The organism is bacterium (assembly GCA_020444325.1).
Taxonomy (GTDB): domain Bacteria; phylum Bacteroidota; class Ignavibacteria; order SZUA-365; family SZUA-365; genus BM516.
Genome location: JAHLLD010000004.1, coordinates 221,692 through 240,101, shown reverse-complemented (window position 1 = coordinate 240,101; position 18,410 = coordinate 221,692). Strand labels below are relative to the sequence as shown.

Genomic DNA, 18,410 nt, shown 5'->3' with positions numbered 1-18,410 from the left:
AATCAAAAGGGCGAGATCAACTCGCCCTTCATTCGTGTTCCACGTTCCTATCGTCATCTCACAAACTGCATTTTCCGGACAAACACCCCATCAGGCGTCTCGAGACGGTAGAAATACACCCCTGACGGAAGATCCCGTGCGTTAAATCGCGTGGTATGCAATCCGCTCCGCCGTTTTTCCTCATCAATCAATCGCGTAACCTCCCGTCCAAGCGCATCCGTCACGATCAGCGACACTTCCACCGGACGCGACAACGTGTAGCTGATCGTAGTTGTCGGATTGAATGGATTTGGGTAGTTCTGATGCAGCTGGTGCGAAGTTGGCATTGCAGCAGGTTCCTCCACTGCCGTGGTGGACGCTGGTACCGGCAGTGTACGCCGGTCGATGAATCGTCGCTTCCCCGCCTCGAGGACAACAAAAATGGTCACATGCTTCGTCGTAGGAAGAACATCGATTTCCAGGCTGCCCTGAGCGGAGCCGTCAGGCGGTAGCAACCCAAGTGGAAGGATGTTCCCTGTCTTCATGGTGACACCGCTGCTGAGAATCGCGACAGTTGCCGCGACATCCTGAGCAGCCGCCCCACCCATGTTCTCCGTTGTGAGACGGAGATTACAGCTGTTCTCACCGCTCGACGGCGCGCGAACGATCTCCGTTTCCACCACCCCGAGCGCGGGCAATGTGATCAGACTCCCGACATCGGTGGTCAAATCAGTGATCGCATCCACGGAGCCCTCGAGCGGAATGAGAATGGAATCGATTTCCGCAAGAAGATTGGCCTTCCGATCCGCAGTGGGAGAATGAAAATAATCCATCAGGGAAACCGACAGGACGGCGCGCCGCATCGCGAGCAGCTGCATGCGTGCAAGGACGACGTAATAATCGTCACGGAGATCTTGCTGGACGTACAGATCCGCGGGAGCGATTCCGAGCAGCGGCCGCTGCAGCAACGATGTCTCCGCTATCATGTCCATCCCGCTGTGCCGCAGGGCATCGAAATGCTCGTTGATGAACGCCGTGTCTTCGTCCGCCACCCTGCCGCGTAATTCGCTGAGCGAAGCACGGTCCGACGAGACTGCCCCGCTCATCAACAACCTGCCTGTCTTGGAGATGCCGTGAGCAGACAGCGGGAAGCCGACATCATTCCTGCTCCTTCCGCCTGGGACGGATCCGTTCGCGCTTTGAACGCTGTTGTTCACAGGATCGAAAATTGCGTTCCCTGCCTCGCGTATTAGTGAAGGAAGGGAACCCAGCCCTGGGACCTTCTCCGTGGAAGCGAGATACAACATGCGCGCCACGGGCGTGGCGGCTGCCGCGATCGCATCATACAGCCTGTCCACCATCCGGGGACGCAGATCCCGCAGCTTGAGGAAGAATGCCTCGAGGGGTGTCCCGGACGCCTGACCGAGTGCGTATGCGGCATCCATTCCGGTACAGACACTGCCGTAGGATGTGAAATCTGTTTGCAGCGACTCCGTCTCAGTGCGAACGGACTGCAAAGCGATGTCGCGTTTCGCAATGGCCGACTGCGTGTTTCCGGTAAAATCCAGCTGCTCCGTTCTGTCCGCGAACAGCGGGATGAATGGCTGTGTAACAGGGAGATAGCACGACCCGAGTATGCATTCCCCCCAGTAATCCACCATCGACGTCAGCGCCGGCTTCGTGAGATCCGGGATTTCTCCGCGCTCCCGAAGCAGTGTTGTGTAGAACTCCGGCACTGCGGCGTCGGGGGTCATACCCATGAGCTGCATCATCAGAAAGGCGCCGTCGTAAACGGGGTTGATCATGTCGACAAGAACGGCATCCACAACCTGGTCTTCGGCGCCGAGGTAGGTGCGCTGATCCTGCCATGCAAAACCGAGTGCGCAGACGTTCTTCAGCATCATCCCGATCGGCGTTGCCGCCTGTTTCGCCGTCGCCACCGCCCCTTCGATGGGGGGCGAATAACTCAGATCCTCAAAGCCGCCAGACAGCACACGCTCGAGGAAGGCAAACCGCGTAAACGCTTCTGCCGCAGCACTCTGGTCCGCGGGATAACCGGTCTGCCATTTCGCAATCAGGCTGCGCGCCGCGGCCTCATCGTATCCTCGCTGATAGTCCGTGAACACCTGCCGCAGGATCGCCAGTTCTGGACTCCCGTTCGAGATAAGTTCTTCGCAAGCGGGGAACATCGCCTCCTTGGCGGCAATGGCATCCCTCAGTTCCTGCCCCATCGGCGCACGATCGGTTTTTGCGCTCACGACGGTGGACCAGCGGGATGTCCCGTCAACGTTGCGCGCGCGAACGCGATACCAGTACTCGCTCTCCGACGGAAGACCGCTGTCGGTATAACTGCTGTCGCCTGCCGCGAGATTCGATGTAAGCAAATGGAAGTCAGCGACGTCCGCGGTCTCTGAACGCTCGATCTCGAAGCTGTCCTCGTTCGATGGTGACGGCATCTCCCAGGTAATCCGGATCTCGCTCGTGCCCAGGGTACGTGCATGCACATTCGTTGGGACCGGAGGAAGATCAAGATTCTCCTCGAGCGTCATCGCACTGACGACATCCGACCACTCGGATGTCCCGCTGCCGTTGTAAGCACGGATGCGGTAATAATACGTCGTCAGCGGATTCAACCCCGTGCGCTCGTAACTGCGCTTGCCAGGTGCGATCGCCGGTTCGATGGTCGTAAAATCCGCGTCATCGCCAGTGGTCGATTCCTGGATCTCGCACCCGTCCTCGTACGAGGGATGCGGCAGTACCCAGGTGATTTCGATGGCGTGCGCATCCAGCGTTGTGGCGGCAGGGAAAAACGGTCGGCCGGGAGCGGGACGCGCGTACGTTCGGGCGCTGTCGGCAGCGGACCAGCCCGATACTCCGGTAGCATTTACTGCGCGAACGCGGTACCAGTACACTGTACTCGGCTCCAAGTGCTCGTCGTTCAGCACGGTAATGCCGGCGGTGGTCGTATGAACGGGTGTCCACGTCGCGCCGTCCTCGCTGCGTTCAATTTCAAAGTAGTCTTCGTTCGTCGAAGCACGCTCCCAGGTCACCTGCACGGTGAAGAGGTCCCGTGCATCCGCGATGAGATTAATGGGCGTAGCGGGCGCAAGGCTGGTGAAAATGGACACCTCGTTTGAATAGGATGATGTGGCGTCCTGGCCAACGGCCCTGACACGAAACGCGTATGTCGTGTCCGCGATCAACCCCACTACGTCAAACGTCGTTACGTCCGCTGCGGTGGTGGTTATGAGAGTCCAGCTACCATATTTGATGCGCTGTTCAACTTCATAGCCTGTTTCTTCGGTGGAATGATCCGTCCACTCGAGATGAGCGGAATTCTCGGTCAGGAGCGAGGCGGTGAGTGCCGCCGGAGCATCAAGGAAGCGAAGCGTTGTCGCCTGCACCTCGTTCGAGTACGCTGATGCGATCGCGCCGTCCATCGCCAGCACCCGGAAGGAATACGGAGTTTGCGGTGTCAGCTCTGTCACCGTCGCTGCCGTGGTATTTTCCCGCAGGGTGTCCACAGGACGCCAGTCTCCTCCGTTTTTCAATTCCACGACATAATCGGTTTCGTTGTCGGCGTGATCCACCCATACAAGGCCGATTTCGCTGGAAGAGATATCCGCCACTTTCAGTTCCGTGGGGGCCTTGAATTCCGGCATCGTGATCTGTACCTCATCGGAATAGTCGGATTCAAACACCCAGTTGACCGCCTTGACCCGGAACGTGTACAGCGCCTCCGGCTGCAGCCCGATGAGTGTGTGCTGTGTGGCGTTCATCGTGTCGGCCGCGGCTTCCTCCCAGGGACTCGCGTCCTTCTGCCGTTCGATGATGTACTCCGATTCGTTGTCGGCATTGTCCGTCCAGCGCAGCATGACTTTCGTCGGCGACAGGGTGGAGGCCGTCAGACTCGTCGGTGTCGCGGGTTTGTATAGCGGGATGATGATGCCGTCCGGCGACATCGAGGCGATGAACATGTCGTAGCCCGTCCAGTCGTCGCCCGACTGCACGGCACTCAGCGCCGGCTGATGCGCCTTGTACACGGGGAAATCCAGGCTTGCTGTCTGACCGCAGAGGATGACGTTCCCGCTTCCGTCAGTGTCGATGCTCTTGCCCATGTCGTAGCGGTCCCCCCCGAGATACGTCGCCCACTGCTTCCGCCCGAGCGCATCGAACTTGACGACGAATCCGTCGCCAGAGCCGCCGTAGTTGGACTGCCACGGATTGGCAACCGGTAGATTCCCGCTGAGTGTAAAGCCCGTGAAAAGGATGTTGTCGTTCCCATCCGTTGCGATGCCGCCGATGCCTTCGGCACCGCTGCCGCCAAAGTACGTCGCCCACGTCCTGCTGCCTCCCGACGTGAGTTTCAGAATGAACACATCCCCTCCCCCGCTGATATACGGCTGCTCGGCACCGCTCACAGGGAAATCGGAGCTGGTGGTCAGGCCGGCCACGATCACGTTTCCGCTTCCGTCCGAGGTCACCGTGAAAGCTCCGTCCCCGCTGGTGCCGCCGTAATACGTCAACCAGTCCGGAACTCCCGCCCCGCTGAATCTGGCGATGAATGCGTCGTCCGCTCCCACGCCGCCTATGGCAGACTGGAACGGATTGAGGACAGGGAAATACTGGCTCCCGGTCGCGCCGACGAGATAGATATTCCCGGAGGCATCGACGGTCACATCCCTCCCCCTGTCGTCCCGTTCCCCGCCGACGAAAGTGGACCAGAGCAGCGTACCATTGAAGCTGAGCTTGGAGAGGAAGGCCTCTTCCATCTGCTGTTTTGTCGACTGCCACGCGTTCTGCACGGGGAAATTGTCGCTCTCCGTGGTGCCGGTAAGCACGACATTCCCGCTTCCGTCGAATGCGATGCCTTGGCTGTAATCGCTGAGTGCCCCACCGTGATACGTCGCCCACTGGCAGGAACCGCCACCGTCGAGTAAGAGGACAAAAGCGTCGTCGGTGCCCTGTGAGCCGATCGTCTGCTGCATCGCATTCTTCACGGGAAAATCCCAGCTCGTTACCGATCCGGTGACGGCGATATTTCCGCTCGCATCCACGGCGACATCGAGTCCCCAGTCGTCCTGGGTCCCCCCGTAATATGTCGCCCAGACGGGCGTCCCCGCATCGCTGAATTTCACGATGGCGATATCGTTTGATCCGGCGTGTGTGCCCTGGGCAGCTCCGATAACCGGGAAATCCGTACTGGCGGTAGTGCCGCACACGATGACGTTCCCGGACGCATCGATAGCGACGCCGCTTGCTTGGTCTGTGCCATGTCCCCCGTAATACGTCGCCCACGGATCGATGACCAGGGTCTTCGAGGCGTCATATGCTCCAACGTCGAACGTCACCTCTTCCCCGCGGAGAACGAATGCCGTGGGGACGTCCTTTCCCGTGAGCTGATAGGAATACGGGGACTGCTCGTCGATCTCGCCGACCGGGGTGGCGATGGAAAGCCGGCCGTTCTCGGCATGACGCATCGACACAGCACCATCGTAGCGGAGACGGATCTGTGCGGGATCGCCCCCGGGCCGAACAATGAATTCATACTTCGTCTTTCCCTGCGCCGCAGCGAACACCATGTCGATATTGTCATACACGTTTTCGTACACAATGCGCGCGAAACTGCGCACATGCGTGATGCCCTGCGGACAATGAGGATAATAGTAATTGCTATACGCGGGAAGCGCCTGTTCCGCACGAATACGCACAAGGGGGTTGCTCCCGACGAGCTTCATGTCCATACGGTAAGCGGAGAGTTCGGGCGCATGCGGTACAGTGGGTCGATTCAGAGCGGACACGGCGTTAACGACAGGTCCGAACTGCCCTTCAGCTTCCGTTGCCGATTCCTGAAACACGTAACTCACACCTGCGGACGTGAAATACAATCGAGCCGTGCCCGCATCAGCGCTGTACAGAATTTCGGGGCGGAGCCTTCCATCGGTATCCACGATCTGTCCGCGGTTTTCAGTAAAACAGACCGGTAAGCGGTCAGCATGCCGGTCCGTGAGAGACGATGTTTCATCAGGACCATCGGGCAGCGGGGATCCGGCCTGAACAGCGGTCAGGGGCAACAGACAGAACATTCCGATAAAAACGAGACAGGTCGTGATTGTGGTACAGCTGATGTCACGGGTAGAAGGGTTGGATAGCATGGGATTCTCCTCCAGAACGGAACTTCATGGAATAAGCAATCGGGATGAGACGTCAAGCTCGGGTGATCAGCGACATGGGAATCGTGTATCAAGAGTGTACGAACTAAATATCTGATAATCATTAGTCACCACAGGAATGAAAACCAATACCTCAAAATCCGGGACGTAAAAAAATCTACGATGCCAGCGCCTTCAACGCGGAAGGCAGGTCAAAGAGATGGTCTTTCACGATGTACCCGGATGCTCCGGCCCGTTTCGCCAGTAGGCGGTATTCCGGCGTGTCGAAGTCCGTGACAATGAGAATCCGCGCATCTGGATTTTCGTGCATGATGCGTGTCGTCGCTTCGAAGCCGTCGAGCAGCGGCATGCGGATGTCCATAAGTACCGCATCGGGATGAAAACTCTTGTACTCTTCCACCGCCTCCAGACCGTTTGCCGCCTCCCGGGCGTCAGTCAGCAGGTTCCCAACCAGCGACATCAGGAAACGACGCATTCGGGCATTATCGTCAACAAAGAGCAGGCGCATGACGGACTCATTCGTGCATACTGTGAAATACAGCCTGAATACAACAACAGCAATTTTTTAGAGAAGCACATCAGTAGACCTACCTATTTTGAAGGACCGGATATTCGCGTGGAATATCGACGTATCGCGATGGCTGTGAGTCCTTGCTTCTGTCCCGGGGGGAATGTACTATTCATCATATCATCATAGGAGTATTCTCTCCCCTATCCATTTGTCCTGCTCTTCCGTCATCCGGCATGGGTCGGTTGATGCTAAAGGAAGGTACGGGATATCAGCCGCTTGCTCAGGAGAGCGCATGAGTATACGTGTACTGCTTGCTGACGATCATCGCTTGATGCGCGAGGCGCTGCAAAGCGTGCTCGAGAAGAAACCGTACATCCAGGTCGTCGGTCTAGCGGGAAACGGACGTGAGGCGGTGGACATGACCGGGCAGCTGGCACCGGACGTTGTGGTGATGGACGTGCACATGCCCGTACTGAACGGCATCGACGCAACACGTGAAATCGCGGCTACCTCGCCTGACACGCACATCATCGCCCTTTCGATGTCCAACGACAGCAGCTACATAGGGAAGATGTTCCGCGAGGGAGCTCACGGGTACGTCATCAAACATGCGGCCCTCGAGGAACTGGAAAGCGCGATCAGGACGGTCGTCACCGGCCGTCGATATGTCAGCAGAGAGATCACCAATGTGGTCATTGACGACTATGTGCGGCATCTCGCCTCCGACACGCAGACCCCGGGCGACAGTCTCACGGCGAAGGAACGCCAGGTGCTACAGCTTATCTCGGAGGGATATTCGACCAAAGAGATTGCCGATATCCTGTCCGTCTCCGTAGGCACAGTGGAAACCCACCGCCGGCATCTCATGGGCAAGCTTGAAACCCACTCCGTCGCCGATTTGACAAAACACGCTATTCGCATGGGGCTAACGCAGATCTGAGGTCTCTCACGGATTTCACAGGACGAATTCACGGTTCCCGTGATTGAGAGAAACTCACCGTAATAATAGATTATATATAGCCGTTTCAGCCAGGCCGCAGTGCGGTTTTCTTCTTACCCACGGACCCTGAGAATGATGAAGCTTGTGCCCTCCATGCTGTTCTTCATGCTGATTGCGTTGCCATGTGCAGCGCAAACAGACAGCGCCAGGGACACCCTGGCGCAGGAATACCAAAGGTTGGTGCAGGAATTCGGGAGAAAAGACTCCCTGCTCTCGGCACTGAATCGCGAACAGGTCAGGGAGCTGACCGAACGCTATGAAGCGGAACGCAAGGAGCAGATGATCACGCTGCTCGAACAGGAAAAGCGTCAGCGGGAACTTCAACTGGCACAACAGAACGAAGAGTTGAAGCGCCAAAACCTGCAACGGGAGGAACAGGAGCGCAATCTGCTCCTTCTCGCACGAGAGAAAGACATCCGAAAGCTCGAACTGGAAAAAAACGAAGCGGAACTTCGCCGACAGCAGGTGTTAATGCTGCGCCAGAGTGAAGAACGCCTCAGGCAACAGGACACACTGCGCATGCAGGAGTTGCGCATCGAACGCGAGTCAATACTGCGCGGAATCACGGGAGCGGGAATATTCGCGGTACTGCTTTTTCTGGGCGGCGGATACTGGAATTTCCGCAACCGTCGTACAGCAGCGCATCTACGTGAAGAGGCAGCTGCGAGCCGAGCCAACAAGATAGAGGCACAGGCTTTCGCAGACGCGGCCGCAGCGGAACAGCGGCAGAAAGCGGCGCAACAGGAATTCACCGCGGGCTTCATCGTAATGCAGGAAGAGGAAAGAAAACGCATTGCCGGGGCCCTGCACGACGGGGTATCGCAGGATCTCATCATCATGAAGTTCCGTGCCGCGATGGCGCAGGAGGACGACGACAACGCTCAGGAACATCTCGAAGAGATTGCCGACGCCGCTACTGAAAGCATCGAGGAAGTCCGCCGCATGTCGCGCGATCTGCGTCCCGCGCAGATTGAGCGCGTCGGACTCACGTCAACACTCCAAGCAATGCTCGACAAAGTTCGCGATAGTACGGCCCTGCACGTCGAGTCCGAGATTGCCGCTGTGGACGGACTGTTCTCCCCAGATGAGGAAATCGGGCTGTACCGCATCGTGCAGGAAGCGATAAACAACATACTCAAGCACGCAGGGGCGCAGCGCGTGGAGGTGCGGCTACAGAAAGACGATGATCTGCTGCGACTGCTGATCCGCGACGACGGTGCCGGCTTTGATCCGAAGAAACGTGCAGGCGTGGGACTCGGCCTGCACGGCATGCAGGAGCGCGCCTACATGCTGGGCGGCGCGCTGCGCACGGAGAGTGCGCCGAGCGCGGGCACGACATTGCACGGGGAATTTCCCCTGAAGTCCATTCCTGCGGGAGATGCGACGTGAGGCGGCGCACGACACAGAGAATCCTCCTTCCGGTCATTCTGGCGCTGTTTCTTGGCGGGACTTTGCCCGTCAATGCCCAGTCCCTCATCGACAGTCTTAAGCAGAAATTCGCCGAGGCTGAAACCGACAGCACCCGCGCCGCACTGTGCAGCCTCATTTCGCAGGCATACCAGGCGGATCACAGGAACATGGAAACCATCTCCTGGAACGAGCGCCGTGCGGAATTCGAACTTGCATCCGGGCAGAAGAAAAAAGCAGCGCACACCATGCGCGTACTCGGAGGACAATGGTGGATGCTGATGGACAACCGCATCCGGGCGATGGAGCATTACGACCGCAGTCTGCGCCTCTATGAGGAGATCAACGATACAACGGGATTGGTATGGCTGCACTGCAACATCGGGCAGTTGTACATGAGCAGCACGGGGGAGTTCGAACAGCCCTTGCGATACTATCAACGTGCGTACGATCTCGCCGACGCTGCCGGAAATATTAACATGATGGCGACCGCACTCTGGCACATCGGCGTGGCGTACGACTTCATGGGCGAGAAGGAGGAAGGGATCACGTACCTCCGCCGCTGCCTGGAGCTGCAGGAGAAGATCGGCAATCCGCGATCGATACAGTTTACCCTGGTCATCCTTGCGGCTATCTGCACCAATGGGGGCCATTTTAACGAGTCACTGTCGTATCTCGCCCGCAGCGGTGCGATCGCCGATTCACTGGGAGATAAAAAACGCATCGCCCAGAACATTCACAGTGTCGGCAGAATCTACAGGGATCAGGGTGACCTGGTAACCGCCATCGACTATGAGCAGCGGGCATTGAAGGTTTATAAAGAAATCAATGAGATGAGGCAGATGAGCTTCACTCAATATCTCCTTGCCAACCTGTACAGTCGTCTTGGAAAAGCTGACAGTTCCATGCATCACTTCAATGCCGCCCTTGAGGTGTCGCAACGGCTCGGTACAAAGGGATATTTGCGTCACCATTACAGAGAACTTGCAAAGCATCATGTGAGGATGGGGAACTACAAAGAGGCTATCGCCTTCCAACGCAAACGCATGGCACTATTCGATTCGAGGGACGACGAAAAATCCATACGTAGGATCAACGAACTGACAGCGGTGTACGAGGCGGAGCGCAGAGAGCGCATCATCGCACTTCTCGCGGCGGAACAACGTATCGATTCGCTCGAACTACTACAGAGAAATCAGGCACTGACATGGCAGCGCATGAAGCTGCTTCAGCGACAGCAGGGGAAAAAACTGCTCGAGCAGGATCGCGCATTGCAGCAGTTACAGCTCGCACGAGCGGCAGACACCCTCAATATGCGTGCGGAAGCAATTGCACTGGGTCACGCAGAAAACGCAGCGCAGCGACGCAAGCTAGCACTGCAGGAGGCTTCACTCGCGAGAGGCGCACTGCACCGCAACACCCTGCTGGGCGGGTTCGTCGTCGCACTCCTGCTTACGCTCCTGTTCCTCCGCATTCTCCGCAACAGACGCATCACTGCGGAATTACGTACGGAGGCAACCGAGCTGCGCGTGAGCGCCGTGGAAGCCATGGCGGCGAAGCAGCTGGTGGAGATCGCGCATCGGGAGCATGAAATGCAGAGACGTTTCACTACTCGCCTCATCGCATCTCAGGAACAGGAACGCAAGCGCATCGCCGGCGCCCTGCACGACGGTGTCGGGCAGGACCTGCTCATCATCAAGCACCGCGCGTTGATGGCGCTTGACGATGCAGAACAGCGCAAGCAGCATCTTGGCGATATCACGCATATCGCTGTCGAGGCTGTGGAGGACGTACGCCGGCTGTGCCGAGACCTCAGTCCTTATCAGCTTGAACGCGTGGGACTGACCAGCACGCTGCGCGATATGCTGACGTCCGTTGAAAAAAGCACGGCGATCACGATGCATATCGATATCGGAGAGGTCGACGGACTGATCCCTAATGAACGAGAAATCGATCTCTACCGCGTGGTGCAGGAAGGGATGAACAACATCGTCAAGCATGCCGAGGCGCGCAAAGTGGACGTCACGCTTCAGCGTGTCAACGGCAGTCTCCGTCTGCGCATCCATGACGATGGCAAAGGCTTCGAGCTTGAGAAACGGAGTGATCCTGCCGCACATGCGGGACTGGGTATGCAGAGCATGGCCGAGCGCATGCATCTGCTCGACGGAGAAATCAAATTCGAAAGCGGTACGGGCAACGGCACACTGATCGAAGCTTTGATACCGTTGCCAGCTGATGCGATACAGCAACAGGAGGGGTCAGCGTGACACGGAACAACGGTGCGACACAAATACGCATCGTCGTCGCAGACGATCATCCGGTGGTGCGCAACGGCCTCCGCATGATGATTGATCGCGAAAAGGATCTGAACCTCATCGGCGAGGCCGCCGACGGTGTGCAGGCCCTCGCTGCCATACAGGAAACACGTCCGGACATCGCGCTGATTGACATTGAAATGCCGGGCCTGACGGGACTCGACATTCTGCGCGAACTGCACATGCGGCGATCTGCAACACGCTGCATCATCCTGACCCTGTATGACGATCCGGTCATTTACCGCCGCGCCGCGGAGTACGGCACCATGGGGTACATGCTCAAGGACAGCGCTCCGTGTGATATACTCCTCGGCATCCGACGCGTCGCTGCCGGGGAGTTTTATCTCGGTCTGCCGGAAACCGCGTGTGAGCGAAAGGACGCGCATCCTCGAGCCACTGAGCTTCTCGCGGTCGACTCACTCACGCCCAGCGAGCGGCGGGTGCTGCACCTGATCGCGGAAAACAAGTCCACCCGTGAAATCGCAGACGAACTCTGTATCAGTCCCCGTACCGTCGACAGCCATCGCGCCAACATCTGCGCGAAAGTCGGCGAACATGGCAGTTACGGGCTCATCCGTTTCGCTATCGAACACCGTATGTATCTCTGAAAAGAATCGACACTGAGGAGAACCATGTCAATTGCAACAGGCACGCACAAGGAGAGGAGATCAGCTTGGTGTCTACTGGTGTTGCTATTTCTGAGTGCAACCCATCACCAACTGTCTGCACAATGGCAGGATGAAAGCCTACTATTCACTGCTACGGACAGCGCCAAAACAGGCTACACGCACAACAGAAATATTGCTGTTGAAGGACAGCTTGTCCATACCGTATGGATGGACTCGGAAAACGGGAAATGGCGCCCCTCGTATCGGCGATCGACTGATGGGGGAAACACCTGGGAGAACGTCGTGCATCTTGCCGATCCGAATACGCGGTGTCCACAATATCACGTCAGCCTGGCAGTGCAGCAGAGCGCGGTCTATGTCGTGTGGTCGGACGAGCGGAGCGGGAATTCAAAGATTTACCTGCGCAGATCGACAGACGCAGGTGAAAGCTGGAAAGCGGACAGATGCATCACGCCAGCTGGACTCAACTGCACTTCCCCGGGAATCACCTGTGGTGCTTCGAGTATTCATGTCATCTACAAGGAAAAGCTGTCCTATGCCTCTCAAGCAAGGTACATTCGCTCCACAGACGGAGGTGAACACTGGACGGAGGGCACGACCTTTGCTGAGGCGGGTTTCATGGAAGTTGTCGCGATGGCCGTCGTGGAGCCGGTTATTCATACGTGCTGGTATGATCACAATTATGGTAATTCTGAAATCATCTATCGTAGATCAACTGATGACGGCGAGACATGGGAGAATAAGGTACGGCTCACCGAAGACCCGGGGGTGCAGAATGGGTGCACGGTTGTCGCATCGGGAGAAGACGTGCATGTTGCCTGGCATGATTATCGTACAGGAGTCTTCGATATACATTATGTGCATTCCCTGGATGGGGGCGCGCATTGGGGAGAAGAGGGACCAATAATGGTAACGCCGCACAACTGTTATTTCCCGACGCTGGCTGTATCAGCTGAAACAGTACATCTCGCCTGGATCGACACCCGGAATGACCCGGGAGATATCTACTACTGTCGCTCTGATGACGCGGGGCGGACATGGGGACCCGAAGAACACATCATCTCCTCCGAGCGAAGATCCCGCTACCCTTTCCTCGCCGTATCCGGCAGCGCACTACACCTTCTCTGGACGGATAATCACAAAGAGATTCACTATGCGAGCAATCCTACCGGGAATGAAACCGGTACTCATACGATGGGTAGCACCGACTATCAGGTCGATCTCGCCCTCGACCAGAATTACCCGAATCCCTTCAGAGCACACTCGACCATGCAGTATCACCTCCCTGTCATGGCACACGTACGCATCACTCTGTATGACATGCTGGGACGGGAACGGCGCACCCTGCTTGATGATGCGCGAGCCCCCGGTACACATAGCATTCAGGTCGACGGATCGCAGTTCCCCACAGGCAGCTATCTCTGCCGCATCGTGGCGAACGGAGAAAGCGCAAGTCGTCTTCTTACTGTCACGCAGCACTAGGAGGACGCCATGACAACATCGATGCTTGGCTGCAATCGTAGATTTGTTCAACAAATTCTGATCCTTTTCTTACCCGTATTGCTCTGCAAGATCACTATAGCAACGGCACAGTGGCAGGCGGAAAGCACTCTATTCACAACCGCTGACAGTGCCCGCACCGGCTACACCAATGTCAAAAACGTTGTCGCGCAGGGTAATCTGGTCCACACGATCTGGATGGACAAGAAAAACGGGAAATGGCGCCCAGCGTATCGGCGCTCTACCGATGGGGGGAGTACCTGGGAGGATGTCGTGCATCTTGCCGAACCCAATACGAGCCACTTCAGCTCGCATGGCAGCTGTGCGGCGCATGAGACCACGGTGCATGTAATTTGGTCGGACCAGCGAAACGGGAGTGAGCAGGTGTATCTGCGAACCTCAACCGACAACGGTGCAAGCTGGGCAGAGGACCGCTGCATCACACCTGATAGCAGCGAGTGTTCTTCCCCATCAATCGCCACTGACGGAAAGAATGTGCATGTTGTCTACACCGAAACTCTTCGTGATCTCTCCTACATCAAATATATCCGGTCCACCGACGAAGGTAGGCACTGGATGGAGAGTGTGACGTTAGCAGCTGGGTCCAATCTTATAAATGTCGCAATTGCGGTCGTCGGTCCGGTGATTCATACTTGCTGGTCCTTCAACTACGGCCCCGAGTATCTGGGCAATTGGGATATCGTGTACCGGAGATCGTCAGATGGAGGCATCACATGGGAAGAGAGCGTTGATCTCTCAAATGATCCCGGGTGGTCGACCGGATGTGGTATCACTGCCTCGGGAGATGATGTACATGTTGTCTGGCACGACAAGCGTACCGGCGCCTGGGATATTCATTACGTGTCTTCACGGGATGGAGGAGCGCATTGGGGAGAGGACACGCCGATCATGGTGACCCCGTACGATTGTCTGCTTCCAACTTTAGCGATTTCTGGAGAGCGATTACATTTAGCATGGGTGGATTTGCGAAATGATGCTGGGGATATTTACTACTGCCGCTCCGAGGACGCTGGACTGTCATGGGGACAGGCAGAAGCAATTGTTTCTTCACCGACGAGATCCCGGTTTCCTCACCTGGCAGTAGCTGATGAGGCCCTGCATCTCCTCTGGGAAGATGATTATAAGGAAATCCGACACAAGTGGGATCCCACAGGCAATGCGACCAGAACCCATGTTGTAGAAGAGTCAACCGGGTTGCTTTCATTTGCACTCGACCAAAATTTTCCAAATCCCTTCACAGAATGGAGCAATGTACAATTCAGCGTACCTATCATGTCACGCGTTCGCATCAGTCTGCATGACATACTGGGACGCGAATTACTTACTCTGCTTGATGAAACGCGAGACCAGGGTACCTACACCCTGCGGATCAATGGCTCGCAGCTGTCCGCAGGAAGCTATCTCTGCCGAATGCAGACAGCTGATGCTGTGCTCAGCAGGATCGTGACAGTCCTGGAACAATGAACAATGGATTGACAGAACAACGCCGACGCAAAATCACGTGGCGCAGCTGAGATTGAATAGTAAGGAGGAATGATGAAATACGTTACAGTGATCATCACGGCGTTACTGATGGCGGCGTCCCTGCAGGCGCAGTCCGTCAGCTATCAGGACAGGCTGTATTACACCTGCAAGGTTTGGGGGTTGCTGAAATATAATCATTCCGAAGTATCCACGTGCAAGGTGGACTGGGATGCAACACTGCTCAATACTCTCCCCGCGGTAAAAATGGCCGAGAGCTTCGAAGCATTCAATGATGTCCTTATTACAATGCTTGAAGCGGCGGGCCGGATGGAACCAGCGGCGGGGCAAATTCCGTATGTGCCTGAAGAGCTGAGGGTGAACAGGGATTTTCGCTGGTTACAGGATCCAGTGCTGCGCCGCGACCTACGGGAATCTTTGCAGGAAGTTCTCGACAACTTCCGACCTCACGAGATATGTCATGTTCGGGATAATACCGGCAGTGGAGGGTGGCTCGTATTTCCAGGTGACAATCCAAACCTTGATATCGCACTGCAGGACACTGTCCCTGATGAAGGCGGCAGACTGCTCTGCATGTTCACCTACTGGAATATCCTGTCATGGTTCAATCCCAATGTGGGCATCCTCGACGTACCATGGGACAGCACTTTGCACCGGAACATCCTGGATGTTGCTGAAGCCAACGATCCGGAGGCATTCTACCTCAGCTATCAGCACTTTGCTGCTGGGCTCAACGATGCACATGTGGAAGGTCACACCACATGGACGAAAGAGAAGTTCAAGATTTATGGTCTGAATATCGTTCTGGGTTGGACCGTGGACGGGTATACCGTCGTCATGTCGGATGTCCCTGAAATTTCTGCAGGTGATCTCCTCACCGGTGTGGATGGTGAATCTATCGGGGATGCAGAGACACGATGGCGCACTGTCATGTCATACGGAAATCCCGCAGTCTTCCGCAGGGATTTTTGCCGGAACGTGCTCAGAGGGGAATATTACACACCGATCGAGTTGACGTTGAGAAAAAGGGATGGCAGTGACTATACTTACACAGGATTGCGCAAGCACGCGATGAATTCCTCCTGGCACAACAGTTATTATCCCTGTGACTCTCTCGCCAGGGCTACATGGAAAATTCTTGGCGGCAGTGTCGGATACGTTCACATGGGTAATCTCACCAGGGATGGTGTTTGGCCCATGTACAAAGAGCTTCGTAGTCAACCTGCCATCATCTTCGATGTGCGCAATTATCCACAGGACACCGCCACAGATCTCGCGGAATTGATGTTCCCTAACGAGCGCCAGTGTGTCTGGTACATGGTTCCGGATGTGACGTTTCCCGGAACATACATTGGTGTGATGTCGGAGTTCGGCAGGGACCGGAACCAACTGGCATACAAAGGTAAAGTCATCATTCTCTGCAACTCATCCACACAAAGCCATGCCGAGTGGACCTGTATGATATTGCGAGCCATGCCAAATACTGTGATCGTCGGCAGCCAGACAGCCGGTGCGGACGGAAACGTTTCCTATTGGATGCTGACACAGGATATCGCAGCCGGCTTCACTTCACTTGGTGTAGAATGGCCAGCTGGCGGAAGTACGCAACGTATCGGCATCATCCCTGATTCCATCGTCATACCTACGCGGGATGACATCATCGCCGGACGCGATCCGGTGTTGGAGAAAGCTCTCGAGATCGCTGGCGTCCCGGTCACCGTCGAACACCCGCCTATGGTGAAGAACATCAAGCTGGAACAGAACTATCCGAATCCCTTTAACCCTTCAACCACCATTCGTTTCACTTTTCCACATGCTGGGCATGTACTCCTGTACGTCACCGACATGTTCAGTCGCCGCGTGGAAACCCTAATTGATGAGCACAGGTCCGCAGGTACTTCAGAGTTCACATGGGAGGCCGTTGGACTTCCCTCAGGCTGTTATGCGTACACCCTCGAGGCGGGAGGACAGACGCAGAGCAGGATGATGTTTCTGCTTAAGTAATAAGTCAAGTCCCCTTCCTATCTACTGCAAGATGTTTCCAAAATCGTAAGGAAAAATCAGTACCTCTACCGATGCGTATGAGAAAGGGATTCCGCTTTTTGTAGACATAGCAAACGCAATCCCGCCGCGATGACGCGGCACAATATTCTACCAAGGTGGAGGTACAACAGATGAATTCGATTATGCGCATTGTCATGGCACTTGTTCTGATGCTTATACTCATCGGCTGCAACGAACAGGACGACACGATGAACCCGACAGCGGCAGACAATGCATCAATGCAGAAAAAACCAACGACCACGACCAACGGACCGGAGATCACAACCATAAGCGCGTCATCGGCAATCATCGGCGCAGAGATTGTTATCACCGGAGTAGATTTCGGTCCCCGGTACAAGTACGCAACGAACTACGTCAGAATCTGCGGCGTCAAGGCACGCGTATACTCGCTGTGGAGCAAGACAGAGATCCACGTGACGGTGCCCTCCGGCTCCATCGATCCTGACGGTGAGCTTACGGTAACAGTCAATGACGTCACCAGCGAAGGGGTCCCGTTCGAGATCCTGTGGCCGGGCGACGTCACTATCGGCACCCAGACCTGGTACGGGACGAACCTGAACGTCGATCACTTCAGTGACGCAGCACAGACGACAATCCCGCAGATCAACAGCTGGGAAGAGTATGAAGCCTGGGTAGACGACGGCGCCAAAACACCCGCGTGGTGCTGGTACAATTTCGATGAAAACATGGGTAAGCGTTACGGCAAGCTCTACAATTGGTATGCGGTTATGGATTCGAAGGGACTGGCTCCGTCCGGATATCATATCCCTTCCGATTATGAATGGTCGGTACTCGCCGATAATCTGGGCGCCAGCTCACCGTATAATGCTGTCGGGTATTTCGGTACGGATGAAGGCGGCAAGCTCAGGGAGGTCGGCAACAGCTCGTGGAGTGTGCCGAACGAAGGAGCCACCAACAGCTCCGGCTTCACCGCGCTGCCCGGGGGATATCTGTCGTATCTAGGCAATTTTATCGGCTTTGTGTTCTATGACAATACGCCATTCGGTCTGTACGCGGCGTACTGGTCATCGACGGTCCATGAAACAGATCTGACACAGGCGTGGCTCAGGTTACTATACAAGGATGAAGCCCGCATCCTCAGGACCTACGGAAAGAAAACCAATTTCTTCTCTGTCCGCGTGATCAAAGATTCCTAATCTGGAAACGGAGGTCGAGTACACAAACCAATCTGGTAAGGTAAGAGCGATCCTCGAGAAGTCGGGGATCGTTCTCACGCAGTCGACATTACGCCACCCGGAATGAGGTATCTACCGATAATGACTTTCGTGCTGCGAGTAATTTTCGCAGCTGCTACAACTCGTTGAACAT

Annotated in this window: 10 protein-coding genes; 8 read left to right on the top strand and 2 right to left on the bottom strand. The window is 56.1% G+C overall.

Annotation, left to right across the window (positions count from 1 at the left end):
- Positions 1 to 53 precede the first annotated feature (53 nt).
- Positions 54 to 6,134, bottom strand: a complete 6,081-nt coding sequence (locus KQI65_07740; protein MCB2204625.1) for a fibronectin type III domain-containing protein — start codon at positions 6,132 to 6,134, stop codon at positions 54 to 56.
- Positions 6,135 to 6,309: 175 nt separating this feature from the next.
- Positions 6,310 to 6,660 (bottom strand): response regulator, encoded by a 351-nt coding sequence (locus KQI65_07735; protein MCB2204624.1) that lies wholly within the window; start codon positions 6,658 to 6,660, stop codon positions 6,310 to 6,312.
- Between the two features lie 295 nt (positions 6,661 to 6,955).
- Here KQI65_07735 and KQI65_07730 point away from each other — a divergent pair, with 295 nt between their 5' ends.
- The 8 genes from KQI65_07730 to KQI65_07695 all read left to right on the top strand — a co-directional run bounded on the left by KQI65_07730 (position 6,956) and on the right by KQI65_07695 (position 18,238).
- A complete protein-coding gene (locus KQI65_07730) occupies positions 6,956 to 7,603 on the top strand; it encodes a response regulator transcription factor (protein MCB2204623.1) in 648 nt (215 codons plus the stop codon).
- Positions 7,604 to 7,735: 132 nt separating this feature from the next.
- Positions 7,736 to 9,052 (top strand): hypothetical protein, encoded by a 1,317-nt coding sequence (locus KQI65_07725; protein MCB2204622.1) that lies wholly within the window; start codon positions 7,736 to 7,738, stop codon positions 9,050 to 9,052.
- Complete coding sequence (locus KQI65_07720; GenBank protein MCB2204621.1) at positions 9,049 to 11,337, top strand: tetratricopeptide repeat protein; 2,289 nt, start codon at positions 9,049 to 9,051, stop codon at positions 11,335 to 11,337. Before KQI65_07725 ends, KQI65_07720 begins: the two co-directional genes overlap by 4 nt.
- Entirely contained in the window at positions 11,334 to 11,993 is a 660-nt protein-coding gene (locus KQI65_07715; GenBank protein MCB2204620.1) for a response regulator transcription factor, read from the top strand. Before KQI65_07720 ends, KQI65_07715 begins: the two co-directional genes overlap by 4 nt.
- 78 nt (positions 11,994 to 12,071) lie before the next feature.
- A complete protein-coding gene (locus KQI65_07710; protein ID MCB2204619.1) occupies positions 12,072 to 13,496 on the top strand; it encodes a T9SS type A sorting domain-containing protein in 1,425 nt (474 codons plus the stop codon).
- A 9-nt stretch (positions 13,497 to 13,505) separates the two neighbouring features.
- Positions 13,506 to 14,999 (top strand): exo-alpha-sialidase, encoded by a 1,494-nt coding sequence (locus KQI65_07705; GenBank protein ID MCB2204618.1) that lies wholly within the window; start codon positions 13,506 to 13,508, stop codon positions 14,997 to 14,999.
- Between the two features lie 72 nt (positions 15,000 to 15,071).
- Positions 15,072 to 17,021 carry a hypothetical protein gene (locus tag KQI65_07700; GenBank protein MCB2204617.1) on the top strand — a complete coding sequence of 650 codons (1,950 nt, stop codon included), beginning with the start codon at positions 15,072 to 15,074 and terminating at the stop codon, positions 17,019 to 17,021.
- A gap of 170 nt (positions 17,022 to 17,191) precedes the next feature.
- Positions 17,192 to 18,238 (top strand): IPT/TIG domain-containing protein, encoded by a 1,047-nt coding sequence (locus KQI65_07695; protein MCB2204616.1) that lies wholly within the window; start codon positions 17,192 to 17,194, stop codon positions 18,236 to 18,238.
- Positions 18,239 to 18,410 lie beyond the last annotated feature (172 nt).

What these genes read in the sequence shown, in the direction of transcription:
- KQI65_07740 (MCB2204625.1), bottom strand. Translation starts at nt 6,134, where the DNA reads ATGCTATCCAACCCTTCTACCCGTGACATCAGCTGTACCACAATCACG.
- KQI65_07700 (MCB2204617.1), top strand. Translation starts at nt 15,072, where the DNA reads ATGAAATACGTTACAGTGATCATCACGGCGTTACTGATGGCGGCGTCC.
- KQI65_07725 (MCB2204622.1), top strand. Translation starts at nt 7,736, where the DNA reads ATGATGAAGCTTGTGCCCTCCATGCTGTTCTTCATGCTGATTGCGTTG.
- KQI65_07695 (MCB2204616.1), top strand. Translation starts at nt 17,192, where the DNA reads ATGAATTCGATTATGCGCATTGTCATGGCACTTGTTCTGATGCTTATA.
- KQI65_07705 (MCB2204618.1), top strand. Translation starts at nt 13,506, where the DNA reads ATGACAACATCGATGCTTGGCTGCAATCGTAGATTTGTTCAACAAATT.
- KQI65_07735 (MCB2204624.1), bottom strand. Translation starts at nt 6,660, where the DNA reads ATGCGCCTGCTCTTTGTTGACGATAATGCCCGAATGCGTCGTTTCCTG.
- KQI65_07730 (MCB2204623.1), top strand. Translation starts at nt 6,956, where the DNA reads ATGAGTATACGTGTACTGCTTGCTGACGATCATCGCTTGATGCGCGAG.